The 26,794-nt window shown below is 33.2% G+C and carries 23 protein-coding genes; 3 read left to right on the plus strand and 20 right to left on the minus strand.

Annotation, left to right across the window (positions count from 1 at the left end; all coding sequences use genetic code 11):
* From ACOQOS_RS03530 to ACOQOS_RS03625, 20 genes are all read right to left on the minus strand, one after another.
* Positions 1 to 780, minus strand: coding sequence for an FkbM family methyltransferase (locus ACOQOS_RS03530; protein ID WP_420573583.1), 780 nt, complete (start codon positions 778 to 780; stop codon positions 1 to 3).
* The gene (locus ACOQOS_RS03535; RefSeq protein ID WP_420573584.1) at positions 777 to 1,778 is read right to left on the minus strand and encodes a glycosyltransferase family 2 protein; all 1,002 of its coding nucleotides are present in this window, start codon (positions 1,776 to 1,778) and stop codon (positions 777 to 779) included. Before ACOQOS_RS03535 ends, ACOQOS_RS03530 begins: the two co-directional genes overlap by 4 nt.
* Positions 1,775 to 2,920, minus strand: a complete 1,146-nt coding sequence (locus ACOQOS_RS03540) for a glycosyltransferase family 4 protein (protein ID WP_420573585.1) — start codon at positions 2,918 to 2,920, stop codon at positions 1,775 to 1,777. The genes ACOQOS_RS03535 and ACOQOS_RS03540 overlap by 4 nt, the downstream gene beginning before the upstream one ends.
* Positions 2,920 to 4,320: a hypothetical protein gene (locus ACOQOS_RS03545; protein ID WP_420573586.1), complete on the minus strand. Its 1,401-nt coding sequence runs from the start codon at positions 4,318 to 4,320 to the stop codon at positions 2,920 to 2,922. The genes ACOQOS_RS03540 and ACOQOS_RS03545 overlap by 1 nt, the downstream gene beginning before the upstream one ends.
* The gene (locus ACOQOS_RS03550; protein ID WP_420573587.1) at positions 4,305 to 5,879 is read right to left on the minus strand and encodes a hypothetical protein; all 1,575 of its coding nucleotides are present in this window, start codon (positions 5,877 to 5,879) and stop codon (positions 4,305 to 4,307) included. Before ACOQOS_RS03550 ends, ACOQOS_RS03545 begins: the two co-directional genes overlap by 16 nt.
* Positions 5,876 to 6,574, minus strand: coding sequence for a cytidylyltransferase domain-containing protein (locus tag ACOQOS_RS03555; RefSeq protein ID WP_420573588.1), 699 nt, complete (start codon positions 6,572 to 6,574; stop codon positions 5,876 to 5,878). Before ACOQOS_RS03555 ends, ACOQOS_RS03550 begins: the two co-directional genes overlap by 4 nt.
* A gap of 276 nt (positions 6,575 to 6,850) precedes the next feature.
* Positions 6,851 to 8,008: a UDP-N-acetylglucosamine 2-epimerase gene (neuC, locus tag ACOQOS_RS03560; protein WP_420573589.1), complete on the minus strand. Its 1,158-nt coding sequence runs from the start codon at positions 8,006 to 8,008 to the stop codon at positions 6,851 to 6,853.
* A gap of 67 nt (positions 8,009 to 8,075) precedes the next feature.
* A complete protein-coding gene (locus ACOQOS_RS03565; protein ID WP_420573590.1) occupies positions 8,076 to 9,158 on the minus strand; it encodes a hypothetical protein in 1,083 nt (360 codons plus the stop codon).
* 9 nt (positions 9,159 to 9,167) lie between these two features.
* Positions 9,168 to 10,172, minus strand: a complete 1,005-nt coding sequence (locus ACOQOS_RS03570) for an N-acetylneuraminate synthase family protein (protein ID WP_420573591.1) — start codon at positions 10,170 to 10,172, stop codon at positions 9,168 to 9,170.
* Between the two features lie 234 nt (positions 10,173 to 10,406).
* Positions 10,407 to 11,609: a glycosyltransferase gene (locus ACOQOS_RS03575; RefSeq protein WP_420573592.1), complete on the minus strand. Its 1,203-nt coding sequence runs from the start codon at positions 11,607 to 11,609 to the stop codon at positions 10,407 to 10,409.
* A 1-nt stretch (position 11,610) separates the two neighbouring features.
* Positions 11,611 to 12,468, minus strand: coding sequence for a glycosyltransferase family 2 protein (locus ACOQOS_RS03580; protein WP_420573593.1), 858 nt, complete (start codon positions 12,466 to 12,468; stop codon positions 11,611 to 11,613).
* A gap of 1 nt (position 12,469) precedes the next feature.
* Positions 12,470 to 13,117, minus strand: coding sequence for a class I SAM-dependent methyltransferase (locus ACOQOS_RS03585; protein ID WP_420573594.1), 648 nt, complete (start codon positions 13,115 to 13,117; stop codon positions 12,470 to 12,472).
* Positions 13,118 to 13,124: 7 nt separating this feature from the next.
* Positions 13,125 to 14,453, minus strand: coding sequence for an ABC transporter ATP-binding protein (locus ACOQOS_RS03590; RefSeq protein WP_420573595.1), 1,329 nt, complete (start codon positions 14,451 to 14,453; stop codon positions 13,125 to 13,127).
* A complete protein-coding gene (locus ACOQOS_RS03595) occupies positions 14,453 to 15,322 on the minus strand; it encodes an ABC transporter permease (RefSeq protein WP_420573596.1) in 870 nt (289 codons plus the stop codon). Before ACOQOS_RS03595 ends, ACOQOS_RS03590 begins: the two co-directional genes overlap by 1 nt.
* 17 nt (positions 15,323 to 15,339) lie before the next feature.
* Complete coding sequence (locus ACOQOS_RS03600) at positions 15,340 to 15,702, minus strand: hypothetical protein (protein WP_420573597.1); 363 nt, start codon at positions 15,700 to 15,702, stop codon at positions 15,340 to 15,342.
* Position 15,703: 1 nt separating this feature from the next.
* Positions 15,704 to 15,853, minus strand: a complete 150-nt coding sequence (locus ACOQOS_RS03605) for a DUF5989 family protein (RefSeq protein ID WP_164484240.1) — start codon at positions 15,851 to 15,853, stop codon at positions 15,704 to 15,706.
* 3 nt (positions 15,854 to 15,856) lie between these two features.
* A complete protein-coding gene (locus tag ACOQOS_RS03610; RefSeq protein WP_420573598.1) occupies positions 15,857 to 16,966 on the minus strand; it encodes an SGNH/GDSL hydrolase family protein in 1,110 nt (369 codons plus the stop codon).
* A gap of 34 nt (positions 16,967 to 17,000) precedes the next feature.
* Positions 17,001 to 18,860 carry a carbamoyltransferase gene (locus ACOQOS_RS03615; RefSeq protein ID WP_420573599.1) on the minus strand — a complete coding sequence of 620 codons (1,860 nt, stop codon included), beginning with the start codon at positions 18,858 to 18,860 and terminating at the stop codon, positions 17,001 to 17,003.
* Between the two features lie 55 nt (positions 18,861 to 18,915).
* Complete coding sequence (locus ACOQOS_RS03620; protein ID WP_420573600.1) at positions 18,916 to 21,369, minus strand: polysaccharide biosynthesis tyrosine autokinase; 2,454 nt, start codon at positions 21,367 to 21,369, stop codon at positions 18,916 to 18,918.
* Between the two features lie 4 nt (positions 21,370 to 21,373).
* Positions 21,374 to 22,174, minus strand: coding sequence for a polysaccharide biosynthesis/export family protein (locus tag ACOQOS_RS03625; RefSeq protein WP_420573601.1), 801 nt, complete (start codon positions 22,172 to 22,174; stop codon positions 21,374 to 21,376).
* 110 nt (positions 22,175 to 22,284) lie between these two features.
* Here ACOQOS_RS03625 and ACOQOS_RS03630 point away from each other — a divergent pair, with 110 nt between their 5' ends.
* From ACOQOS_RS03630 to ACOQOS_RS03640, 3 genes are read left to right on the plus strand one after another with little or no spacing between them, the layout of a single operon-like run.
* Complete coding sequence (locus ACOQOS_RS03630; RefSeq protein WP_420573602.1) at positions 22,285 to 24,144, plus strand: ABC-F family ATP-binding cassette domain-containing protein; 1,860 nt, start codon at positions 22,285 to 22,287, stop codon at positions 24,142 to 24,144.
* 2 nt (positions 24,145 to 24,146) lie between these two features.
* Entirely contained in the window at positions 24,147 to 24,911 is a 765-nt protein-coding gene (locus ACOQOS_RS03635; RefSeq protein WP_420573603.1) for an O-methyltransferase, read from the plus strand.
* Between the two features lie 58 nt (positions 24,912 to 24,969).
* Positions 24,970 to 26,769: a hypothetical protein gene (locus tag ACOQOS_RS03640; protein ID WP_420573604.1), complete on the plus strand. Its 1,800-nt coding sequence runs from the start codon at positions 24,970 to 24,972 to the stop codon at positions 26,767 to 26,769.
* The last annotated feature ends 25 nt before the right edge of the window (positions 26,770 to 26,794 follow it).

Here is a 26,794-nt window from a genome sequence, read left to right on the forward strand (position 1 = left end):
TTAGGCAACGCTATTTCCTGCAAAGGTTATGACTTCACCATCTTTGTAAAAAACAGTTTTATACGGATAGTTTTTTGCTTTGAAAAACGCTTCTACTTTTTTATAGGTTTGTTCCTCATTTACCCAATGATAACTAGCAATGGCAAAATTAGGTTTGTATTTTTCTAAGACTTCAACCAATCCGTCCATAGCTTCTATTTCCGCACCTTCAATGTCCATTTTGATAAAATCTAAACGTTGTAAATGTTCTCTTTTTTGAAAACTATCAATCGTGATTGCATCTTTTAGAATAGCTTTAGCATTTTCTGGTTTGTAATGAATAGACGAAGAAACTGTTCCTGCTTCAAAAAATTCTAGTTTTGTATTTTCATTCCAAATCAATTCTTCTTGAATTTGAATATTGTCTACGCTAGGATTTAACGCAATATTCGCTTCCATTTCTGCGATATTGATTTTATCAGGTTCAAAAGCAAATACTTTTCCTTCAGCACCTACTTTTTTTCCATAGTAAATAGACAAATACGCATGATTTGCGCCAGCATCCATAACTACATCGCCTTTTTGCACGTTGTAAAATGTTTCGTATCTGTTGATATCTTTGACAACATAGTACATCGGAAGTTTGGTAATTACTTCAAGCGTATTATCAAATGTTGTACTGTAAGTACCGTTTTTACGCTTAAACTTTTCTTTTCGTATACGATTGAAATACACTTCTTTGAGCGATTCTTTCAAACCTTTGGAAGGTAATAGTTTATATATTTTTTTGAGAAAACTCATCTTTCAATTCGGGGTTTTTGAAACCATAATGTGAACCAAGCGGCCATTCTGCCAAGAGATTCAGTAAAGGCTTCCTTTTTTTTAGGCTGGGTAAATATATTTGTAAATCTGAGAACTGCCAAGAACAAAGTGGTTACATTCCATTTTATTCTTGCTTTTAGTGTAGGTTTTGCATATTTCACACGCCAAACGTACCAACCATTTTTAACAACCATTTTTCCGTAGTTATATTGATTTGGACGACCAGAAGCATCGTGATGATGTTCTAATTGTGCTGAAGTGTTGACATATAATTGTCCTAGTTTTGAAACTCTTAGTGTGAAATCGGTGTCTTCATACAAACCATATCCATCAAAATATGTGGAGAAATTGATTTGCTTAAAGATTTCATTCTTAAACGATGAAACACCGCCCATAAAGACTTCCACAGGATATGTATTTCCTGATGGAGGTAAAAACCCAACAGCTCTACCATGCGCGAATGTTGGCATGATACACGGCTTTGTGTTGTCTAGTAAACCTAGTTTTTTTCGCAATCGGTAGCGTTGTGATTCGTTTCGAAACCAACCATCATAGACAAAAGATGTTGCGCTAGGTTTTGTATTTTCTGTAATCTTTGTCCAAGTGATTTCATTTGTAATATAACCACCAACACCTAATGCATTTGGATATGTTTTGTACGTCTCAATAAGGTTTTGGAAATAGTTTTGATCTAAAATCGTGTCATCATCCAAAAAACATACAATTTCACTAGATTTAGAAACGTTTCTGATTCCAAAATTTCGTTGTTTCGTTAAACCGCGTTCAGAATCATCAACTTTAAAATAGACTAAATTCTTGAATGTGTTTTCGGTTAACATTTCTTTCGTTTCATCATTTCGAGAACCATCAACAATTAAAATCTCATCAGGATACAATGTTTGCCCAACAACCGATTGTAATAGTGTTTGCAATGGTTTTGCGCGCATATATGTACAAATGATGAGTGTAAATTTCATGATTTTTCTGCTACTAATGATTTGTACACTTTTATATTTTGATCTGCGATTTTGGTGATGTCAAAACGTTTGATTGCTTCTTGTCGTGCTTTCTTTGCCATACTTGAAGCTAATTCTGCATCTGTTAATAGCCAATTGATTTTATCTGCAAATTCTGTATGTGATTTTGGGTTGACTAAGAAACCTGTTTCTCCATCTTCTACAATTTCTTTTGCCCACGGATAATCAGTATTTACAAACGGTTTTTGCATTGCCATCGCTTCTATTGTAACCATTCCAAAGGATTCCGCCAATGAAGGAAATACGCAAATACTAGCTTCACTGATCAACGTTTTCATTCTATCATAATCAACTGTTCCTAAGTAATTTACTTTTTTTATCGCTTCCGCAGAAAGTACTTCTTGAAAAATTTCCCAAGTCGAACGCTGCTCTTTTGCATCAATAGCATCATTACCTACCAAAACTAATTGACAATTTTGATTCTTCTGAATTAGTTCATTAAAGATACTTGCTAGTTCTAAGATCCCTTTTTTACGAATTAAGGTTCCAAAATAAAGTATGAATCCTTCTTTTTGTTTGGTAATATCTGGCTGAAAATCATTTATATAAATCCCATTAGGAATTACCGTTACTTCTTTGTTTGAAGCGAATAACAAGTTTGTTTTTTCTGCTACAAATTGACTTACTGCAATGATTTTATCAGCTTTTTGATATGCTTTTTGTTCTCTGTTAAAATTAGCTTGTTTGATTTCTCTTTCTTCTAAATGACAAAAAAACGTATCGCTTCCATGCAAACGCATTATTTGCGGAATTTGAAAGTTCATATTTGCCGAAATTCCTGTCCAATCCACTACTTCCAATACATCAATTTTGTCTTTTTTGATGATTTTGTTGATGTATTTATTGATAATACCTTCGTTCAGTTTCCAGGTTAACACTGGATATTTGCGCAGTTTTATTTTATGAATTGTGATGTTTCCATCCTGAAATACTTCTTGTTTGTCTTGAAAATATGTAAATACCGTAATTTGTAAACCTTTATCAACCAAAGCTTTGAGCAAGTTTTTTGTACTCGTTCCTATGCCTGCCGATTTCGGTAGTTTTTCATGTGGATATTCAGGAAGTAAGAAAGCAATGTGCATTAACTCAATAGGTTTTGAAAGGCATTATACATTCTATCACGAACTTCATTTAACGGATGTTTGGCGATACTTTTTGCCCAAGCTAAACGTTCTTTACGATTTTGTTGTTCTAAGGTGTCAAAATCTTGTAAAATTTCAACAAATTCTTCTTGTTTACGCAACATATATACTGCTTTTTCATGTTTTGTAAATGTTTTAAAATGAACAAAATGGTATAAGCGATCTATGTCAAAATCTTTGTGTCCGTCTGCATGCTTGTAATAACAGTAAAACGCTGGTTTTCCTAGTAATATCGCATCAAGTGCCATTGTAGAACCAATGTTAAATATAGCGCTACTGTAAAATAATGTACTATATAAAACACCTAAATTTGAGTTTACAGTATACGTTTCTGGCAATGAAAATTCATCATGATTCCAAGTAGGAATGACTTCCGTGATGACATCTTTGTATTTTTCTAATATTGGCACAAATCCTTGATTGTAATCTGCAGGATTGGCACGCAAAATCACATGATATTGTTCTGTATTTGTGAGATTATGGCGTTTTACAGCTTCCGCTAAATCTCTTAAATACAACGGATCATCCATTCCGATTGAGGTAAAATTCCCAGAAAAACAAAGTAACTTTTTGTCTGTTGGTAAATTGTATGCTTTGTAGAATAATTCTTTAGGAATCAAATATTCATCTTTGGTATAGCAAGCAAATTGTGGTGTTCCAGTAACCGTGATATTGTTTCCTATAACTTCATGCGGATAATAGGCTTCCATTTCTTCTTTCATGTAATCACTCCAAACGAAATAATGATCAGCTTTTAGCATTTTGTTTCCTTTCGGAAGATTGTCCCAAGAATGAATGAAACTCACTACAGGAATTCCTAAGTCACGTGCTGCTAATACTGGTGCCAACGATAAACTAGAAACCTGATGTGAACAATAGATCAAGTCTGGTGTATTTGATTTTAAATACTGTAAACATTCTTGATAATAGTTTGATTTGCGTGTTACATCAAAGAAAATGTCTTCTAATTTTTGAATCGCTTTTTTGGAAGCATAGAAAGTTCCTAAAAAATTAATCAACCCAAATTTGAGTTTTTTCTTGAAAGTACTTTTTCCAGGAGAAACTCTGTATAAATAATGATTTGGTATTCCTTGCGTTTTGTCGTTATATAGTAAGGTTGCTTTTGCCTTTAAATAGCGTAAAAAGTCTGTTTTGCCTTTGTAGTCAAACTCAGGAAGTTGTTGCGTATCAATGTTTTTTGGCAGTTTTTCTAATGCAGAAGATTTCACATTGTGCCAAACCAACATGTCAATATTTTCGGGAGTTTCAAAGAAATCACTTGCGTAATGATTTTCAAAACTTTGATATCCAACAAATATGGAAATTATCTTTTTTCGCATGGGGCAATCGCGTTATTGGTATTGTCCACAAATATAGCCATTGAAAGGATTCTGAAAAGAAAATATAGTCCTCTATTCGGTGTTTTTTGTTGTTTTTTTGCCAAAGCCAGTACTTTCTCTACATCAAATACGGTTTTTAAGGCATGAATTCGCTTTTCTAACATTTCATATAACTTCTCACCTATTTCATTGGAAATACGATGATTCCAATCTTGTACAGTGATTTCAGATTGTATTGGGTTTCGAAAGAAGGCTAATAAATCTTGATTTGATTCATAGATAATTTGTTCATGAATTTGATCATTTTTATAGTGTTCATGTGGCAAATTATGAGTTTGTTGAATGAATTCTTCGTGCAAAAAAGGTGTAATTTTATTTCTATACACCGATATTAACTTGTGTCTATTTCCAAAATTTCCTGGCAAACGTCCATTTCTGTAAAAGTTAATCAAAACTTCTGCATTCGAGTTTCCTTTGTAGTTTTTGGTGATTTCTGTAGAAATATTCTCTGGATATGCTTTTACAAATTCTTTATAATCTTCTGTAAATGAATTTGATAAAAATTCTTTTGGAGTTAGATAGTTGTGCATTGCTTTCGCAAGATTTGAATCTTCTGGAAAGAACATTCGAACACATTCGCCCGCTTCACCCATAACATAACTGTAATTTTCTGGAATTCCTTGATCGACAAACTTGAGCATGTCTACATAAGAAATTGTTCCTAAACCACCTGAAATTGTTGCTATTTCATTCGCATAATGCTCAAACTCTTCTTCATCACACAAAGTTGTGTGTTCGTAAGAAACATCAAGTTTTACAGCAATTTCTTTGCCTTGAATCACATCAGCAGCATAGATTTCACCAAAATTTCCTGTTTTTACATGTGCATCACCTTCTTTTACTTGACTTAATAGTGTTAAACTGTCTTTTCCGGCTGTAGCGCCAAAGAATAGATTTTCCGTTACATTCATTGCATCTTTTAATGAAAATGATGCTGTTTCTTCAGAAAACTTAATTGTTAATGATATTTTTTTATGTTGCAATTCTGAATTGAAACTGTGTAGTTTCCCACCTTCAACTCGTTGTATATTTTTATATGGTAAAGGAAAAGGTTGTACCTGATAACCCAATGCAAAATGCGCTTGCATTCCAATTTGATCAAACTTCAAAGGAATATGTAATTCCGTGAAATTCTGAAAGTTTAAAAAGAATTTAAACGCGTCTTCATTAGTTAAATAAAAACTTCCACTTACACCATATAAATCACTTAAAACAAATAAGTTATTTATTTTTTTATTGTGAATGAAAATTTCAAAAGCACCACCGATTTCTTCATATACATTTTGAAATGCTTTTTCGGTATCATGATGCAATTCTTCTAAGAAATCTATGATTTTTTCTTCGTCATGATCTGATGAATACCATATAATTGTATGTGTAGTATTCTCAATCCAATATAAGATACTTCCTTGATTTTCCTTTTTGAATAGTTCTACATGAAATTCATTTTTGTCAAAGGAAATGTGAAAATTCGTTATGGTATGTTTTTCAAATCTCAAAGCGTGATTGTTTTTGCTAATTCAGATGCTTTTTCCCAGTCTTCTATGGTGTCAATGTTTACGTAGAATGTTTCATCAGACACAATGTATGCTAATGAATTTCCATATAATGAATTTTCATGCATCAAAATATCAGTTTTTGTGATGTAAATACTTCCGTCTCTATGATATGCTTTTGGTAATTCTTGTCGTCTTGGAATGATATCTTTTTCACTAGTAGAAATCTGTAAGATACCATTTTCATTGGCTTCAAATGTCCAATGTGGATTGTATTGATGCGGAACTTCTAAGACAGAAACCAAAGAATCTGTTTGTTTTTCTTTAAATGTTTGCAATGCTTGATCTAAAAATCCTTTCGGTCTAAATGGACTTGTAGGCTGTAATAAACAAATTGCATCAAATTCTTTTCCTTCAGCTTGAAAGTATGAAACAACATGTTGAATGACTGGCAATGTTGGTGTTGCATCTTCAGCTAAATGTTTAGGTCGTACAAAAGGTACATTCGCGCCAAGCGACTTCGCAATAGCGATAATTTCTTCATCATCAGTTGTAACAACGACTTCTGAGATATATTTTGATTGTAAAGCTGTGTCAATACTGTATTGAATGAGCGGTTTTCCGTTGAGAAGTTTTATATTTTTCCCTGGAACACCTTTGCTTCCGCCTCTTGCTGGTATGACTGCTAGAATGTTCATGTTTCTTGGTATTGGGTATTAGGTTTTTAGTATTAGGTCGTCTTTAGCAATAGTATTACTTCAATTTAACATTCAAAATAAGATTCAACGTTTTAAATTCGTTTATTCTTAACGTCAGTTCGAGTGGATTTGCAAAGCAAATTTGTATCGAGAACTACTGTGAAATCAATACTTTTTTTTATCATAGCTGTTCTCGATACTAAATTCTTTCAGAATTTCACTCTAACTGACGTTCATGCTATTTATTAATTTAATATGTAACACTCATAATGCAAATCAATACATAATTGTTTTATGCGCTATTAACGCTGTATTTGCTAATGCTTCCGCGATTTGTTTTCCTGAGTTTCCATCGCCGTAAATATGCTCAGACAACCTACCTTTTTGACTGATTCTTTCTTGAATTGCATCTTTGATAGCATTTGTATCATATGCAGCATCAATCACATTTTTACCACGTTGGCGACGATTTTGACGCGTTCCGATGTTTACTGTTGGAACACCAATAAATGAACATTCACGAATTCCTACACTTGAATTTCCAACTAAACAATCACAGTTTTTTAGTAAATGTAAAAAGTCGTTTGGCTCCATGTTTTTGAAAAAACGAATGTTATCCGGATTGAAGTTTTCACGATAGTAGCGAATTCCATTTGACGTTCCATCAGAACCTGCATCTACATTTGGCCAAAACCAAAACGTCGGAATGTTGAGCTCGTGAATTGCTTTTAAGGTGCATAATACGTCTTCTCGTGCTGATTTATAACGATTGGTTTCTGGATGTTGCATTACAACTAAATAACCGTTAGAAATGTCTAAATCAGCTCCGACTCCACCATATTTTTTGATTGGATCGAAATTATAATCGTTTGCATCTAAAACTTCTTTTGCAATATCTATTGATGGACAACCTGTATTGATAACGTATTTTGGATCTTCACCAAGCTTTATAACACGATCTTTTGCCTCTTCTGAAGCAACTAAATGTAAATCAGCCAATTTTGTATTTGCATGACGTACTTTTTCATCAATATTTCCAGTAACTTCTCCTCCTTGAATATGTACTAGCGGAATGTTTTGATATGCTGCCGCAATGCTTGTTGCAATGGTTTCAAAGCGATCAGCAATCGTAATTACTGCATCAGGTTTTAGGTTGTAGAATACGTTTGAAAGCTCCATGACACCTAATCCTGTAGTTTTTGCCATTGCTGTAGGATTTTCTCCTTCTAATACCATAAAGACCTTTTCATCTATCTTAAAACCATCATTTTCAATTACATTCACAGCGTTTCCATATCGACCTAACAATGCTGAACCAGCTACTACTAATTGCAATTCTAAGTTTGGATGTTCTTGAATGGCTTTTAGCGCAGTTTTGATTCTACTGTAAGATGGTCGTGCGGTTACTACAGCACATATTTTTCGTTTGTTCATTCTTCTTTTTGCTTTTAGCTATTAGCTTCTGGCTTTTGATTAATTTGTTGATTCGTTGATTTGGTTTTTAGTTTAAATTTGTAAGCTTCCAACCTTTGTTAGGAATATAAATAATTTCACCTAGCTTTAGTCTTTTCACACTGGTAAGTGATCCGTCATACATATATTCAATACGGAATTCGTCTTCAGAAAAATAATATTCTTCTTTTCCTTTAAGCACTTCTTTCTTTAAAATTTTACTAAAAGGAACTTTATCTAAATCTTCGTCTGATTCCATTTTATAGTCTACTACAGAAGTATAAAAATTAATTCCTGAAATGTATTCAAACCTTTCTTTTGTTAAAGGTTTGACATTTTCTTTATACTCATGGATTCCCTTTGTAGGCGAACCTCCATAATATTTCCAAAGTTCTACAAATTCTTTTTCCGTAATGTACATTTCCTGAACCTTCTTATAGTTCTTAGTTCTAAATGCCATTATTACATCATAAATAAATGCCTTTATTCCTTCTGAATCATTCACAACAAATTGTCTTCTCTTGCGAACTATATTCCCATTGACAAAGGTTTCCATTTTTTGTGTTTCCTGCGTAGAAAGTTCAACGTTTTTGTATCTTTTAACAAAGCTCAGCAATAATTCATATCCTTCTTTCGTATTCGGGAAATCTAATATGGAAAGATTCGCTTTTGCTAGCCATTTTGCAAACTCAATTTCTTCGTATGTTTGAAAGAATAGCCTATCATACACATAATACCATTCTTCTCCTTGTATTTTTTTGATTTTTCCATCAGATACTAAACATGTACCGCTAACATTAAATGGCGCTATCTCTAAAAGTGAAAGATATTTGTTCGTTGATGTGAAATAGAATTCTATGTCTCCTTCATACTCAGAAACTTCTACTTCACTAACTTGAATGTCCCAAGTTTTAAATAATTCTAACCGCTTCAAAAAAATTTCACTAGAATTGAACGCTACAGAATCTCCTTCTACCACCAAAACATTTTCATTTATATATTGCGATACAGCTGATATATCTTGATTTGCTATTGATTTAAGAAGTTTTTCAACAATCTCTATATCTTTTTGTGCACTTACATTTTGTAAGCAGAAAGCAACTACTAATATGTTTAGTATGTTTTTTATCATAATCGGTTTTTAAAGTATGTCATCATTGTTTAAAAAATCCCACTGCTTCATATCACGCGCAAGCTTTTTCCCGATGACTTCTTGGAATTTTGAAGCCAATATTCCATAGTTTTTTGGTTTTTTTGCTTCTAAATCATTGAATGTTAACACATGTCCTTTTGGTAAATCTTTATTGATTGCTAACGATTTTTCAAATATTTGTTTTAATTCTGAATATTGTGAGTTGTCTTTTTTGTTTATCGGATGATTCAATGCTTCACCAATGTTTCTGATTGCAGTAACGAGTTTTGTAGTTTCAGGAAACGTTAAGGATGATTTTGCATCTGGACCAAACATTTCTTTGTCAAATACCACATGAAACTCTAAGATTTCTGCACCTAACGTCGCTGCTGCAATGCCTGCTTCGATTCCCGCAGAATGATCAGAGAATCCAATTTTTACTTGATAACGTTCTTTTAATTCTTGAATTACGTTTAATCCAAATTGTTTTGGTGCTGTTGGATACGATGTTGTACATTGTAATATGGAGAATTCACAGTTTTTTTCTTTGAGAAAAGCGACTGTTTCATCCAATTCTGCAAACGAACTCATTCCCGACGAAATGATAATCGGTTTTCCAGTGTTTGCTATTTTTTCTAGTAATAGAAAGTTATTGACTTCCCCAGAACCTACTTTGTAACAAGACACACCTACTTCTTCCAACAAATCTACCGCCGCATTGCTAAATGGTGATGACAAAAAATCTATCCCTACTTCATCACAATGTACTTTTAGTCCTTTCCACTGCTCTAGCGAAAACTCCATACGTTGCCAGTATTCATAACGTGTAGCATCTTGTTTGGAGAATTTTACTCTAAAAGGTTCGTGAATACTACTTTCTGCAGCAGCAATATGCGTTTGAAATTTAATGGCATCTGCGCCCGTTTTTGCCACAGCATCAATATACGCATGCGCCATTCCGAGACTTCCGTCATGTGCTTGTCCGATTTCTGCTATGATGTAGGTTTTTTTCATTTGTTGTTGATTTGTCCCTTCGTTCGTTTGTTTATTTGTTTTGCTCTAAACGTCAGTTCGAGTGAATTTGCAAGGCAAATTTGTATCGAGAACAGCTTTGAGATCAAAGCGTTTTTTACATCATAGCTGTTCTCGATACTAAATTCTTTCATTTCGACTCCGCTCAATGTGACAGAATTTCACTCGAACTGACGTTTGGAATAATTCATAATTTAAAATTCAGCATTTGTAATTTCATAAAGATTCCAAAAAAACCTTCAATTTCTCCAGCTGCTCATCTGCTGTAAAGCTTTGTAAAAACGTTTTTCGAGCGTTATCGCCTATAAATATCCGTTTTTCTGTATTGTTATACAAATCTATCAATTGCTGTGTCATATGCTGTAAATCATTGCTCAGGATACTGTTTTGATCGTGAATGACTTCCGGATAACAACTTGCAGCTTCTTTGGTACACACCAATACTTGCGCATAGTTAAAAACTAACGGAATTCTTGTGCGCGTTCCCGTATTGTATTCCCATGGAATGATGTGAATGTCGTAAGGTTTTAATTCTGACATTAGGTCTTCTACAAAACCTAGACATTCTATTTGTGGATCTTTTAAACGTTGTAGCAGCGACTCGGAAGCGTATTTTAGGTTTCCGATGACTTTTAGCGTGACGTTTGGTAATTGTGTTTTGAGATCATTCCAAGAAACTTCTAAAAATCGTTCCAATCCGATTCTGTTTGCCGTTGTTCCCATGCCACCTAAATGCACAATTGTTGGTGTTTCTTCAGTATTTTCAACCAATTCAACTTGTTCGTATGTTAGAGGAATGTATAATGCATTTGGGTTTCCGTAATCTTTGATTTCTTGAGTTTCCGTATAGGAAGCCGAAATACAAGCATTTACACTTTTCACAAGGTCTAACTCTACTCTTTTCTTTTGTTTTAGATGAAACTTTTGCATGAATGAAAGCTTACTTTTTAGCTTTCGCAGTTTGAATTCCCAATCGTGATGTGCATATATAATTGGAGTATCTAAATTTGCATAGTTTGCCAGAATTGCTGTCCATCGCCATTCTGCCCAAACTAGATGTATGTTGTTTTCTGAGATATACTTTTTTAAAATTTTCTCATTTGTAGTATTCACAAAGAAATATTCAAACTTTTCAGGAGACGAAATTGCTGTTTTTATTCTATTTATGATGCCATTCGGCGGAATTTGCGCCACTTGAAAGTGATGTATTTCTGTATAAAATCCTTTTATTTCTTGAACATATTCAGGGGTTACATTTGATGAAAGCGCTGCTTTTTTACCATCCGCAAAATCGATCATCAATACATGAACCTTGTAATTTAGTTTTGCTAATAATTGCAAGTGACTGAAATATACAGATGCACCACCATTAGCGTTTGGAGATATTTTTGTGTTATTTACAAGGAAAAGTACATTCATGCTACATGAAGTATTTGTTTAGAAAACCAAGTCCATTTGCAATGAAAGTACGTCCAATTTTTGATTTTATGGCAATCTTTTTTGGACTTCCCCATTTTTTATGAAAGATGATATGTCCTTGCAATAGTTTTTTACGATCTAGCATCCAGCGATTTTGCGCTGTGTATATATATTTTGGAATGTCTTTTTCAGGAATTTCTACATCATCAAAAAAGGCACTTTTCTTTTTTTCTAGTTCTTTAGAAACTTTACTTTCTAAATGTGAAACTTCTGATTTTGCTACAACAACATGTTTTTTACCGTATTTTTGCAGCATCAAACTATATTCATCATCTGCATAGAAAAAGCTAAAACGCTCATCTAGTAAACCTGTTTTTTCAAACATTGATTTTTCTGCAATGATACACCAGCCAACAATATGACGACGAACTTTGTAACCAAATAGATATGTTTCTTCTCCGAAAAAACTTTTTGGAGTAAATTTTGAATCATAGTCAACTGGGCAGAAAGATTGAACTTTTGGATATTTCTTTTTTACATTTAAAATTTCTGTAAACCAGTTTTTTTGAAAGATTAAATCATTATTAAACAAACCTACAAAATCGCCTGTAGCTTCTTTGATTCCTATGTTTAAAAACTTATGGAAGTTAAAATCTTCCGTAGGAATGATCATTTTTACGTGTTCAGGAAAATTATAGTTTGAGTTGTGAATTTGCTTGTTACTTTCTATTAGTAAAACTTCAAATTTAATCGCTGGATTTTCTTTTTCAGCAGTTATCATACTTTCAATACATTGCAGCGTCATGTCGAAAATCGATTGACTTTTGGTATTTGATAATATGATAGCAGAAAATAACATGTTATTTTTTTACACAGCGAAATACATATTGAAATGTAAAGAAGTTTTTGAATAATCCTAATTTCTTGAAGACTCTTGGAATGATCGGAAATCCGCCTTTATAGGCACTATATCTCATGACACGCGTTAATTCTTCAATTTTCATATCCGCTTGATCGACTAAATCTTCTATGTTTTTGAGTGTAAACCAGCGCATGTGTGTTTTATCATACAAACCACTTGGTTCGTACGGGAATTTTCCTTTAAACACTAAGTGCTTCATGGTTTCTAAATGCTGTACATTAGGCAACGAAATGATCATTTTGCCCGTAGGCTTCAAGGATTTTTCTAGTTCCGATAATACATGCCAAGGATCGATTAAGTGTTCTAATACATCACCCAAAATGATATAATCAAAACCTTCATTTTTTAAATCTTGCAATAGTACTTCATCTTCAATGCTTTTTTCAATTACTTTCGTAATGTTCTTTTTAGCATTTACCACAGATTCTTTGTGTGTTTCTACTCCAATAACTTCTGTCGCCATTCCTTGATCGAGCAACCATTTTCCGTTAATTCCGTTAGAACAACCAACATCTAGGACTTTTAGGTTTTCACCTTCAATCAACGCAATGATGTCTTTTCGAAGTTTTATGTAGGCTTGATTCATTTTCGGGTTATTTTGAGTCTAACGATTGTTTTTTTATGTTCCATGACAGCATTGGACGCACAATTCCTGGCCATTTTCCAGCGTACAGTCCGCGAACGCCATCACCTGTTGTGTCATCAAATACTTCAAAACTTAATAGGTTGTCTTCTATTGCGTGAATGATTTCTGGGTTGTAATTTCCAACAGCAACTAACAAACTAAATTGCCCTTCAGCTAAGAAATGACGTGGAATTTTACAGGTTGCTGTTACGATTCCTTTGGTTTTTTTATCGTGGAAATCTAGCCAATCTGGCGCGTTGAATTCATTGGAAGCAAATAAGCGTTGTCCGCGTTCGTTTACGACATGAATGATTGCCGTATTGTTGTATTCTGTATTTAAATCCCAATAAGAGACTTCTACATATATATCATCACGCACACTAAAACGATTACATAATTCGCCTTTTTCATCACGAATCGCTGCACTTTTTAATCGACCGAAGTCATTTCCAGGAGCCGTTTCCATACTTTCCCATTCATGATAGGGTTTTGTATCTAATCCTTGATTTAAATAAGCTTGAATCGCTTTGTCTGTGTCACCATCAAATAAAACTTCTCCATCTGCTAACACTACCGTTCGTTGTGTTAGTTTTTGAATGGCGTCCATGTCATGACTTACAAATAAAACCGTTCTTCCTTCACCTTTGGCAATGTCTTGCATTTTTCCAATGGCTTTTTTCTGAAATTCAGCATCTCCAACCGCTAAGACTTCATCTACCACTAAAATTTCAGGTTCTAAATGTGCTGCAACTGCAAAGGCTAAACGTACTTTCATTCCTGAAGAATAGCGTTTTACTGGCGTTTCTACGTATCTTTGAACACCTGCAAATTCTACAATTTCTTCAAATTTTGATTTGATTTCTGCTTTGGTCATTCCCAAAATAGCACCATTTAAGAAGATGTTTTCTTTTCCAGTTAATTCTGGATGAAATCCTGTTCCAACTTCCAGTAAAGAAGCAATTCTTCCTTTTGATTTGATTGTTCCTGTAGTAGGCATCGTAACTTTGGATAGAATTTTTAGCAAGGTAGATTTTCCTGCTCCATTTTTTCCAATGATTCCTAACACTTCTCCTCTACGCACATCAAAACTCACGTCTTTGATTGCCCAAACATAGTTTGACTTTCCCACAGAAGCACGTTTGTTTCGTTCTCCAATTCGTAAATACGGATCTTCTTTTCCACGAATTTTATGCCACCAACGATTTAAGTCATGACTAATTGTTCCCGTACCAATAACACCTAAACGATATTGTTTCGATAGGCTTTCTACACGTAATATGACTTCTTTCTCCTGCATTATACCGTATCTATGAAATTACGTTCTGTTTTATTGAATATGATGAGTCCGAATAGAAATACGATCACCGAAATTCCCAAGGTCATGAATATATATTGTAATGAAAATTCTCCTTCTTGGAATACCATGAAACGGAATGATTCAATCACTCTTGCTAACGGATTGAACTCTACAATCCATGAAACGTATGATGGTAATTTTTGGGTTACAATTGCCATTGGATACATCACCGCAGAAACATACATTAGCAATTGAATTCCAAACTGAACTAAGAACGTTAAATCGCGATATTTGGTCACCATTGACGAAATAATCATTCCTAAGCCTAAACCTAACATTCCCATAATTAATACAATTAATGGCAATAGTAATAAGTAGATTGAAATGGTTCCTGCAGCTCCTTGAATAGCAAAATATATGTAGAATGCTATAAATATTAGCACTTGTATTCCAAACTTTAATAAGTTAGAAACCGTGATAGATAATGGCATGATCACTCTTGGAAAATATACCTTTCCAAAAATGTTTTCGTTTTTCTTGAATGTATCAGATGTAGCTTTTAAGCATTCAGCAAAGTAATTCCAAATGGTAATTCCCGCAAGGTTAAACAAAAAAGCATTTACATTTCCTGTATTAATATCTGCAATTCCATTGAAAACTAAGGTGAAAATTACAGAAGTTAATAATGGCTGAATTAGGTACCATAAAGGTCCTAGAACCGTTTGTTTGTATAGAGTAACTACATCACGGCGTACAAAAAGCATCAATAAATCTCTGTATTGCCAAATTTCTTTGAATTTGAAATCGAGAAGATTGCTTTTTGAAGATATTTCAAATAACCATGTATTATTTTTTTGGGGCTTGTCCAAACGGATTGATTTTTAGATTACCAGATATTTTCTAAATCTTTTTTTGTGTAGGTATGATTTCGCTCTACAAAAGTAGTGTTGGAATCGTGCTTGAGTTTTAGGTTACTTTTTGAGAACAATCTCGATAGAATTCCAAATGGCGTTAAAAATATGAAGAACACTACAGATAGGATGATTTTTGTGTTGATCCATCCTAAAATCAATGCGATTTTTTCCCAAATCCAAACGATCAAACGTTCTAATGGTGGAAAAAATGAAGCAACACCTATTCCTGTAGCTACGTAACGTAATTCTACGCCTGCTTTTTCATTGAAAATGTATGATAATACTAGAAACCCAGCAACCATTACTAATATTACTTTTGAATTGTCTTCTTTCATCTTAAAATAAAGTATATATAAATGGTGCAATTGCTGATCCTCCACCTAATACTAGAATAACTCCTAATAGTAGTAATACAATAATCATTGGCAATAGCCAGAATTTTTTTCGTTCTTTTAAGAAATTGAACATATCTTTCAAAAATTCCATAATCTATTTCTTTTGTGTCTTTATAAATGTTGCTAATTCGTCCCCCATTTTTTTACTTCCCGCAGGATTAAAATGGCAGTCATCGTACAAATATGTACTGGTTTTCGAAATTATCGAATCTGTTTTGAAAACTGGAATCGAATATTTCATTGATTCTTCAACTGTAATTGCGTTGATGCTATCTACTTTTTGTTGCAGTTTTTTAGCATTGTATCGAATGCCGCCACGAGACGTCATCCAATGCCAATTTTTTAAAGCTTCTTCTTCCGTATCCCAAGTGACTACTTGCGTCGCAAATATAAGCTTTATATCATTTGCCTGACAAATACCTATCAACGATTTTAATTTATTTGCATAGTTACCATAATCTGTTTCAGGTAACTGATTTTCAACAGGTCGCGCTTGTGTCTTTTTTACTTTTTTCTTGTAATTTGACTCAATTTCAATGGTTTCTAACGCTTCTTCTTCACTTTTAAACGCGTAATATAAACGTCTCGGAATTTGAAATTCGTAGAGAAATACACCTAACATTTTTCCAAAACTCACTTCTTTGCTTTCCTGTTTTGTTACATTGAATTTAAGTGGATTTTTATCAAGCATTAAGCGTGTTACATCATTAATTCCACAAAAAACAATTACTTCATCAGGTTGTAAATGAACAATTCTATGTGATAACATTGCTAGATGATCTTGAATGTTATCTCCAGATTTACCTGCGTTGTAGACTTTTACAGTCGTAGAATCATTTCCCTGATTTAGATTTTCTTGCAAAACTTGTGTCCAAACATCTGCATCATCTATGTATAGACTTTCCGTAGAACTTCCGCCAATAGCAAAGATTCTGTATTCATTATTCGGTTTCGGCATGACAAGTTCATCTCCGCGAAAACCATAGTTGTTTATGGTAAATTTTGTGGTTTCCTTGTAGTTTTCAAATCCTAACAAACCATCTTCTGTAGCAAATTCTAAGTTCAAATTAGGATCAAATTGCGATTCTATATACATGTTTCCAATTGGTGGATAAAACATGTTTTTCTTCGCATTTTCATATGGATCAGCCACAGGAATAAACCACAATACAGCTTCTATTAGCACCAAAAGTACTAATAGCACAATAAGATTATATTTGATTGTTTTCCACACAGTATTAGTCTAGTAAAAATTCTTCTTTCCAGTCGTCAGTATCTTGCCAACTTGGTTGTTCTTCTTTTTTGTACACATAGTTTCCAATTACTAAGTAATCCATTTCCGTACGCATGAAACAACGATATGCATCATCGGGCGTACATACGATTGGTTCTCCACGTACATTAAAACTTGTGTTTACCACAACTCCAACACCTGTAATTTTCTTGAATTCGTTGATCAATTCCCAGTATTCTGAGTTGGTTTCTTTGTGTACTGTTTGAATTCGCCCAGAGAAATCAATATGTGTAATTGCTGGTAATGACGAACGTTGTACGTAAAGTTTTTCACGAATTGGCAACTCATGATAGTTTACCGGAATTTCATGTTTGATTTTTGGATGTACTTTGTGTACCAATAACATGTATGGTGATATTCCTTTATAGTCAAAGAATTCATTTACATCTTCAGCTAATACTGAAGGCGCAAATGGTCTAAAGGATTCTCTATATTTTATTTTTAGGTTGAGTTTTTTTTGCATTTCAGGATTTCTCGCATCACCTAAAATACTTCTACGACCTAAAGCACGCGGACCAAATTCCATACGACCTTGCATCCAACCAATTGCATTTCCTTCAGAGATATATTTTGCTACTTCTTTTGTTAAATCGCTAAATTTTGAGAAGTGTGTTGCTTTCGCATTGTATTTTCTATTGATATTCTCTACATCTAAATCTGAAAATTCAGGTCCCAAATATGAACCGCTCATCGCATCATTTGGTTCAACAATACGTTCTTGCTCAAAGTATGTGTGATAAGCCGTTAATGCTGCTCCTAAAGCGCCACCAGCATCTCCTGCTGCAGGTTGTATGAATATTTCTTTAAATACATTTTCATTTTGTAACTTTCCGTTAGCAACACAGTTTAACGCAACTCCACCAGCCATGCATAAATATTCAGCTCCTGTGATTTCTTTGGCATGTTTTGCTAATTTGATAATGATTTCTTCAGTGACATCTTGAATTGCTAAACCTAAATCTGAATGATGTTGTTCATATTCTGATTCCGAATCTCTTCTCGGAAAACCGAATAATGCTTCCCATTTGTCATCGTATACCATGCGCAATCCAACCGCATAATTAAAGTATTTTTGATCTAACCAAATAGAACCATCATCGTTGATTTTGATGAGTTTCGTTTTGATGATTTCTTTGAATTTTTGCACTCGTTCCGAATCAGGATTTCCGTATGGAGCTAATCCCATAAGTTTGTATTCTCCTGAGTTTACTTTGAATCCTAGGAAATAGGTGAATGCAGAATACAGCAATCCTACAGAATGTGGAAATTGCAATTCTTTCAACATTGTCATATTCTTTCCTTCTCCAATACTGATGGAAGCTGTTGCCCATTCTCCTACTCCATCTAGCGTTAAAACAGCTGCTTTTTCATATGGTGATGGATAAAATGCACTCGCTGCGTGCGACAAGTGATGTTCTGGAAATAGCAACTTAAGTTTTTTCTTGTTGAACGGTTGTATTTCTTTTAATTCGTCCTTGATGAGTTTTTTTAGAAACATTTTTTCTTTCAACCATACTGGAATTGCTGTAATAAAGGAAGCAACTCCTTTCGGCGAAAAGCCATAATAGGTTTCTAGTAAACGTTCAAATTTTAATAAAGGTTTGTCATAAAAGACAACCGCATCTAATTCATCTATGGATTTCCCTGCATATTCCAAACAGTATTTTACTGCATTCGTTGGAAATGCTGGATCGTGTTTTTTTCGTGTAAAACGTTCTTCTTGCGCAGCTGCTATTACTCTTCCATCTTGGACAATAGCGGCAGCAGAATCATGGTAAAATGCGGATATTCCTAATATCGTCATAATCGCTTTATTCTGAAATACAATTAGTGTATTTCATATTTGGGGATTTCAGTTTTTATTTTCTTTTGAAAAGGTTGGTTATTCTTGACAACAAGGAAGTTGGCGTATCTTCGTGATATCCATTTCCATAACTTCCATAGCCGTAACCATAGCCATAACCGTATCCATAACCATAACCGTATTTTGCTTTTTGGCGATAATCATTGAATACAAAACTTATGTTTTTAACTTCTCCTTTTCTGTATTTATCGTTGATAATATTCAACATTGCTTTTTTAGAATAATCTTGCCTTACCATATATATTGTAGCATCTGCATGATGAATTAAATCTAATGCATCTGACACTAAACCAAGTGGTGGCGTATCTAAAATAATATAATCGTAACGTTGCTTTAGTTCGGCTATAAACTCCTCTAATTCCTGACTGATCAATAATTCAGAAGGATTTGGCGGAATTGGTCCAGAAGTAACTACATCAAGATTTTTATATTGTGTAGCTTGAATTACTTCGTCCATTTCTTTTTGACCGATTAAATAATTGACGACTCCAATTTCATTTGTGATGTTGAAATCACCAAAAATCTTTGGTTTACGTAAATCCAATCCCACTAAAACCGTTTTTTTTCCTGTTAAAGAAAATACCGAAGCAATGTTTATAGAACAAAATGTTTTTCCTTCTCCACTTACCGAAGAAGTAATCATTACTGTCTTTGTTTTGTCTTTTGCTAAATTTTTATAAATGTATTGTAAACTTGATCGAATTCCTCTAAAAGATTCTGCCACAGACGATTTTGGACTTTCAAATACTGCCAGGTTAGATGCAGTTCTACTTCTACTCACAATTCCCAAAATAGGAATACTCGAAAGGTTTTTAATATCATCTGGCGTATTGATATTGTTGTCTAAAATCGTTACCAAGAACACAAATGCTAATGGAAGTAACAATCCAATAAACAAGGCAATTGAATAATTTTTTCGCGTATTTGGCAAAATTGAACCTTGTCCTAAATCTTTCGCACTGTCAATTACTTTAACGTCTGAAACATTGGCTGCTTTTACAATTCCAGCTTCGTTTTTCTTTTCTAACAGTAATGTATATGAAGCTTCACTTAGCTTGTAACTACGTTCTATATTGAATAATTGTTGTTCTTCTTCTGGAAGTTTTCTAAACTCTGCATTAGCTCTAGCGGTTCTATTTTCCACATTTGCAATGTCAATATTTGTGGAAGAACGCGCTGTTTTTACATTTTCTAGCAATACACGTTTAGTAGCTTCAATATCTTGATCTATTTCTTTGAAGAAGATATCATTTTTAACGGTTTCTCCTAGTTTAGCACGTCTTATAGACAATTGTACAATCTTTGAAACATTATTGATAATATTTGGGTCGTCAATTCCTGAAGAAGCTGGCGCTGGCAATGACCTGAAATCTGTACTATTTGTTAGATAATCCTCTAATAGTTTATAGTATTCAAGCTTTAGCATGTAGCCATTTTTCTCAATACTATATTGATTTAGTTTTGAAAATACTTCTTCTCCTTTTAGTGACGGATTGAATACTTTATTGTCTTGTTTATATTGTTTTAATTTCTGTTCGTCTTTTCGTAAAGAATCTTCTACACCAATGATCATTTTATCAATAAACTCTAATGTATTGGTAGCAAATTGATTCTTTTCTTCAAGATTTTTCTCTTTTAAAATTTCTGTAGTTGCATTTAAATAATCTGCTAAAATTGCTCTGTTAGGTCCTGTAAGACTCAATACTAGCATGGAAGCTCCTTGCACTTTTAGATTGACAGCAATAGATCTATATTTAGAAATTTCAGAGTTAAGACTCGTCAAATAAATATAATATGGTTGTCCAATTTTAAGCTTTACATCTCTTCTTTTTACTAATGTAAATTTAAAATATGGTGAATTTACCTCTTGATTCATAACATAATCACCTAAAAAAGAGGTGTTTTCTGGAGAATAACTAGAAACTTTATTGAGTTTATAGTTGATTCCTCTATATATTGCATCCGAAGAAAAATCAATACTTGCTGTATAATTTTTATCGTCTTTGAAAACAATTTTAATTGGCGTATTGATCAATTGCGGAGTAGTTTCGTCCAAACTAACAATAAAAGGTGAATCAGTGTGAATATCAACCAATCTGTATTGTCCATCTTTCTTGTAGTGAATATAGGACTGTAACAAACGAACCACACTTTCATTATGCACTCTCGATTTTAATGTAGTTTTTATCGTTTCTACTTTATCACTAGCGCCGCCCCAATTAAACGTAAGATTCATGCTAGAAGAAAAGAATGGATTTTGTTCTTCCTTGATGGAAATTAAACTTTCAATACTGTAAATACGCTCTAGTTGTTTGTTGTAAAAATAGGTTACTACAAAAGCGATTCCTAAAGTAATCAAAAACAGATACCAATAATTAAGCGCTCTAAAAGCAAGTGCTTTGATATCAAAAGAATTTTGTGCTCTTAATTCTTCAAATTCCTCTTCCATGCTGCTATAAATTTCTAGACAATACTAATACACTTGTTACCAAAGATAATACGGTAACAACTGTTGTGATCGATTGCACTAATGTAGTTCCTGTTCCTAACGATTTTTGCTTCAATGGTTTTACATATACCATATCATTAGGTTGTAAATAATAATAAGGAGAATTAAACGCTTCAACATTCGTTAGGTTGATGTGATGAATTTTTTGTCCTTGTGGATATTGACGAATGATCAATATGTCTTTTCTATTTCCAACATCTGTAATATCTCCTGCGCTCGCCAAAGCTTCAATAATATTGACACGATCTTGGTATAACGTGTAAATTCCTGTACTGCTTACTTCACCTGTAACTGTAAATCTTAAACCTGCGAGTTTTACAACAATGAATAAATCTTCTTGTTTGTGAAAGTACTCATCTAATAATTTCTTTTCAATTGATGCTTCTACTTCATCCAACGTATAAGCAAGTACGTTCATTTTTCCTAAAATCGGGATTTCAATGTTTCCATGTTTACTAACAGTAAAGCCATTGTAATACAAGCTTTGCTCCGATTGAAGACCTGTAGCATTTTCGTTAGATACAGGTTGAAACATTGCTACTAACTTTTTATCTGTAGATTTAATACTTATAGAAAGTAGATCACCAACTTGAATTCTGTATGGCTTTTCATTGAGTTTTATTGACTGTTCTATAAGTTCTTTGTCACTTTCTTCTTCTCCAAAATACGTCATGTCTTTATTGGAAACACAAGAAGATAACAAAAGGAATATGGTTAGAATAGATATTGAGGCTTTCAAATTCATTAATAAACGCTGTTGTTTAATAAGCAAATATAAGTTTTACGCACTAATAATAAAATTCTATGCAACATATCTGATCTTTTTATTTTTAATTTGTAAAAAATATCAGCAACGTGAATTATTTATCTGTCGAAAATATCTCAAAGTCTTTTGGAGAGCGTGTATTATTTAATAATATTTCTTTTGGAATCAATAAAGATCAAAAAGTAGCTTTTATCGCCAAAAATGGGACAGGAAAAACATCTTTATTAAATATCATTACTGGTCGCGAAGAAGCGGATAACGGTCAAATTATCTCCCGAAAAGGCATTCATATTGCTTTTTTATCTCAGAATGAAAATTTGGATGAGAATCTAACAATAGAAGAAACCATTTTTGCGTCCGACAATCCAATTTTAGATATTATTGCCAATTATGAGCGTGCACTACTCAATCCTGATGATACTACAACATATCAGAAAGCTTTTGAGCAAATGGATTTACATAATGCTTGGGATTTTGAAACACAGTACAAACAAATCCTATTTAAACTAAAACTTGAAAATTTATCTCAAAAAGTGAGTAATCTGTCTGGTGGACAGAAAAAAAGATTGGGTTTAGCTACTGTTTTAATCAACAAACCTGATTTATTAATCTTAGATGAGCCTACAAACCATTTAGATTTAGAAATGATTGAATGGTTAGAAGATTATTTCAAGAAAGAAAATATTACTCTTTTTATGGTTACGCACGATCGTTACTTTTTAGAACGAGTTTGTAATGAAATTGTAGAGTTAGAAAACGGTCAATTATATAACTATAAAGGAAGCTATTCGTATTATTTAGATAAAAAAGAAGCTCGAATTCAATCTGAGCAAGCTTCTGTAGAAAAAGCGAAGAACTTATACAAAAAAGAACTCGATTGGATGCGTCGTCAACCTAAAGCACGAACTACAAAGTCGAAGTCTCGAATTGATGATTTCTACATTATCAAAGAAAAAGCACACAAACGTCGAAATGAACACGAAGTGCAATTAGAAATTAATATGGAACGTATGGGAAGTAAAATTCTAGAGTTACATAATATTTCTAAATCATTTCAAGATAAAGTATTACTCGACAAGTTTGAATATGTCTTTAAAAAAGGGGAACGCATTGGAATTATAGGAAAGAACGGAACTGGAAAATCTACCTTTTTGAATATGATTACTGGACGTTTAAAACCAGACGCAGGAAAGGTTATTGTTGGTGATACCATTAAGTTTGGATATTATACACAAAGCGGGATCAATCCAAAAGAAGGTCAAAAAGTTATTGATATTATCAAAGAATACGGCGAATATATTCCGTTAAAAAAAGGGCGTTTGATTTCGGCGGCGCAATTGCTTGAACGATTTTTGTTTGATAGAAAACGTCAATACGATTTTGTTGAAAAATTATCTGGTGGAGAATTGAAACGCCTGTATTTATGTACTGTTTTGATACAAAATCCAAACTTTTTAATTCTGGATGAACCCACGAACGATTTAGACATTGTTACACTAAATGTTTTAGAAAGTTTTTTACTTGATTTCCCTGGTTGTTTGTTAGTAGTTTCGCATGATCGCTATTTTATGGACAAAATTGTAGATCACTTATTTGTCTTTAGAGGTGAAGGAATTATTGAAGATTTCCCTGGAAACTACACAGATTTTAGAGCGTATGAAGATAGTGTTGAGCCAGAAACGAAAGTTACCGAAAAGAAAGAAAAGAAATCGTGGCGACAGGATGATAGCGATAAATTAAGCTATAACGAACAAAAAGAGTACAAACGTTTGGAGAAAGATATTCAGCGTTTGGAAGAAGAAAAAGAAAAGATTGAAGCTGAGTTTGTTTCTGGCGATTTATCACAGGAAGAAATTCAAGAGAAATCGACGGAATTACAGAAAATCATCAACGAATCGGAAGAAAAAACAGAGCGTTGGTTTGAGTTAGCTTCAAAAATAGAAGGATAAATATGTGGTATCAAATCTTAGCATATTTTAGGTTTTTGACAAAATCAACCAATCAGCATGGCGTGCATTCACCTTTTATGTATGATTTGGTGACCAAATGTTTTTATGATGCTTCTTCAAAAGAAATATATAAGACGCTTCAACAGTATCGCTTTGACTTATTACAAGATGACACAACAATTGAAGTTAAAGATTTTGGAGCAGGAAGCAGAGTTTTTTCATCCAATAAAAGAAAAGTTTCTGCCATCGCTAAAAATGCAGGAATTACTAAAAAAAGAGCGCAGTTATTAACGAGACTCATCTCCTATTTAAACATTAAAACCTGTTTAGAATTAGGAACATCTTTAGGAATTGGAACAATTGCCATGAAAGAAGCAGACAAAGTTTTTACTTTAGAAGGTTGTCCTGAAACGGCTCAAATCGCACAAAAACAATTTAAAAAACACAATACTAAAAATATAGAAATTCATGTAGCTCCATTTGAAAAATCGCTTACCAGTTTTGCAAGGAATACCTATGATTTGATTTATTTTGACGGAAATCATCAAAAGGAAGCGACTTTACAGTATTTTGAGCAGTTATTAGAAACCGCACATAATGATTCTGTGTTTATTTTTGACGATATTCACTGGAGCAAAGAAATGACGGAAGCGTGGGAAATCATTAAAAATCGTCCAGAAGTGACCGTTACGATTGATACATTTTTCTGGGGATTTGTATTTTTCCGAAAGGAACAAGTAAAAGAACATTTTATTGTACGTTTGTAATTGTATGGTACTACTAATTATTAAAACCATTCTATTATTATGCTCACTTTTGGGCAGTATGCTTTTCATTCAGCGTAAATTCAAAGTTTATGCTGGCTTCTCTCCTATTTTGGTGTTTTGTAGTATTGGAATTTTATTGACAATTGCTTTATTATTTAATATTCTACAAATCGTCACATACTTGTTGTTTGCAAGTGGCTTAGCAAGTTTTGGATATTATATATATGATCATTTTAAAAGCCAACGAACCGAAGTTTTTATTGAATTTCCATTGCGAATTTTCATTGCGCTATTCGGATTAAACTTTTTACTTTACGGAAGTTCCTATTTTTCTGCTTGGGACGAATTTAGCTTTTGGGCAGTTGCTCTGAAAGAATTGGTGATAACGAATGAAATGTATGGCCTCCATTTCACAGATTTCCCTGAATATCCGCGAATTACCACTTTGATTCAGTATTATTTCAATAAAACAATTTCTGGCACTTTACATGAAGGCATTAGTATTTCGGCACATGTTGTGTTTTCCTTAGCTTTTATTCCGATCATTTGCTATAATCGAAAACGAAATTATTTGAATTTGATTTTAGCTTTCGTGGTATTTTTTGTTGCGTATCAAGTATTCTGCACACCAATTTTCTACACATATTCAGATAATACAATCGCAATGCTTTTGGGCGTTGGTTTAGCGTTTTACTTTTTGTTGAATGATAAACGGAAAGCACTGTTACTCGCAGCAATTCCATTAGCAGGGTTGACGTTAACAAAACCAATTGGAATTTTATTCAGTATCATTGGTTTGGGAATTATTGGTGTAAATTATCTCTTTACGAGTAATATTCGTGAACAATCCATCAAAAAATTAAAACCATTAGTTTTGACAGGTTTGATTGTTTTTGGATGCTTCGGAAGCTGGAAAGTGTTTATTTCCATGAAAAATACAAAACCAATTTCCAAAACAACTTCACAAATTACGCTTGAAAATATTACAAATCCGCCAGATCATTATTTTCCTATTCGCGATTCGTTTATCAATGCTTTTTTCTTTGGTGAACAAGAAATTGGAAGCGCCATTTTAAAACCTGCAACACTGCAAAAGGACATTAAAAAATATACAGGAATTAACTTGTCATTTTTAGAAGATGTTTCAAGCATAAAGATAAGTGCACTTGTAATGATTCTTTTGCTGACAAGTATTGTGTTATACCATAGAAAGCACGTATTGTCATATTTCCCAAAGAAATACAGCTTTACACTATTAGCAATTACAATGTTGTTTGCAATAATTGGATACGCCATACTACTACTCTTTATTTACGCGTTTGTTTTTTATGAAATTACTCAGAAAGAAGCAGGCGAATTGGCAAGTTACTACAGATACATGGGAAGCTTATTATTAGCTTTTTTCTTCTTTTTTAGCATATTAGCGTACAACACTAAAAAAAGACATACTTATTACCTCATTACAATTTTATGCTTTTTCATGTTGGTATTGCCGCGTTCGTTCTTTTCAAATCTACTAAATTCAACTCCAAATGAAAGTGTTGAAAACAGATTAAAAGTTGGAAAACAATTTGGTGATTTTATACAGAATGAAAAAATAAAAAAGATTGCTTTTGTAACCTATGATAATATTGAAGATATTACATTATATCATTTAAAATACGAACTACTGCCAATACAAACCAATAGTGAACCTATAACATTCAAGGCATTAACAGCTTCAAAAACAGTTCAAGGAATAAAAGAAAATCTAGCTGAATATGATATGATTGTCATCAAAGAAAAATACAGTACAGAGATTCAGGAGTATTTTGTAACGAATGAAATTGCGAAACCTATTTTTGTATTGGAAGATTAAACCTGTCTTATTTTTAAGTTTCTAC

Origin of the sequence: Kordia sp. (assembly GCF_965224175.1) — a bacterium.
Taxonomy (GTDB): Bacteria; Bacteroidota; Bacteroidia; order Flavobacteriales; family Flavobacteriaceae; genus Kordia.

Excerpts from the sequence above, each read along its gene's own strand:
- ACOQOS_RS03590 (WP_420573595.1), bottom strand. The coding sequence starts at position 14,453 with ATGCAGGAGAAAGAAGTCATATTACGTGTAGAAAGCCTATCGAAACAA.
- ACOQOS_RS03530 (WP_420573583.1), bottom strand. The coding sequence starts at position 780 with ATGAGTTTTCTCAAAAAAATATATAAACTATTACCTTCCAAAGGTTTG.
- ACOQOS_RS03540 (WP_420573585.1), bottom strand. The coding sequence starts at position 2,920 with ATGCACATTGCTTTCTTACTTCCTGAATATCCACATGAAAAACTACCG.
- ACOQOS_RS03570 (WP_420573591.1), bottom strand. The coding sequence starts at position 10,172 with ATGAAAAAAACCTACATCATAGCAGAAATCGGACAAGCACATGACGGA.
- ACOQOS_RS03585 (WP_420573594.1), bottom strand. The coding sequence starts at position 13,117 with ATGAATCAAGCCTACATAAAACTTCGAAAAGACATCATTGCGTTGATT.
- ACOQOS_RS03620 (WP_420573600.1), bottom strand. The coding sequence starts at position 21,369 with ATGGAAGAGGAATTTGAAGAATTAAGAGCACAAAATTCTTTTGATATC.
- ACOQOS_RS03625 (WP_420573601.1), bottom strand. The coding sequence starts at position 22,174 with ATGAATTTGAAAGCCTCAATATCTATTCTAACCATATTCCTTTTGTTA.
- ACOQOS_RS03640 (WP_420573604.1), top strand. The coding sequence starts at position 24,970 with ATGCTTTTCATTCAGCGTAAATTCAAAGTTTATGCTGGCTTCTCTCCT.
- ACOQOS_RS03580 (WP_420573593.1), bottom strand. The coding sequence starts at position 12,468 with ATGTTATTTTCTGCTATCATATTATCAAATACCAAAAGTCAATCGATT.
- ACOQOS_RS03635 (WP_420573603.1), top strand. The coding sequence starts at position 24,147 with ATGTGGTATCAAATCTTAGCATATTTTAGGTTTTTGACAAAATCAACC.
- ACOQOS_RS03615 (WP_420573599.1), bottom strand. The coding sequence starts at position 18,860 with ATGACGATATTAGGAATATCCGCATTTTACCATGATTCTGCTGCCGCT.
- ACOQOS_RS03535 (WP_420573584.1), bottom strand. The coding sequence starts at position 1,778 with ATGAAATTTACACTCATCATTTGTACATATATGCGCGCAAAACCATTG.
- ACOQOS_RS03565 (WP_420573590.1), bottom strand. The coding sequence starts at position 9,158 with ATGATAAAAAACATACTAAACATATTAGTAGTTGCTTTCTGCTTACAA.
- ACOQOS_RS03555 (WP_420573588.1), bottom strand. The coding sequence starts at position 6,574 with ATGAACATTCTAGCAGTCATACCAGCAAGAGGCGGAAGCAAAGGTGTT.
- ACOQOS_RS03605 (WP_164484240.1), bottom strand. The coding sequence starts at position 15,853 with ATGGAATTTTTGAAAGATATGTTCAATTTCTTAAAAGAACGAAAAAAA.
- neuC (WP_420573589.1), bottom strand. The coding sequence starts at position 8,008 with ATGAACAAACGAAAAATATGTGCTGTAGTAACCGCACGACCATCTTAC.
- ACOQOS_RS03600 (WP_420573597.1), bottom strand. The coding sequence starts at position 15,702 with ATGAAAGAAGACAATTCAAAAGTAATATTAGTAATGGTTGCTGGGTTT.
- ACOQOS_RS03575 (WP_420573592.1), bottom strand. The coding sequence starts at position 11,609 with ATGAATGTACTTTTCCTTGTAAATAACACAAAAATATCTCCAAACGCT.
- ACOQOS_RS03545 (WP_420573586.1), bottom strand. The coding sequence starts at position 4,320 with ATGCGAAAAAAGATAATTTCCATATTTGTTGGATATCAAAGTTTTGAA.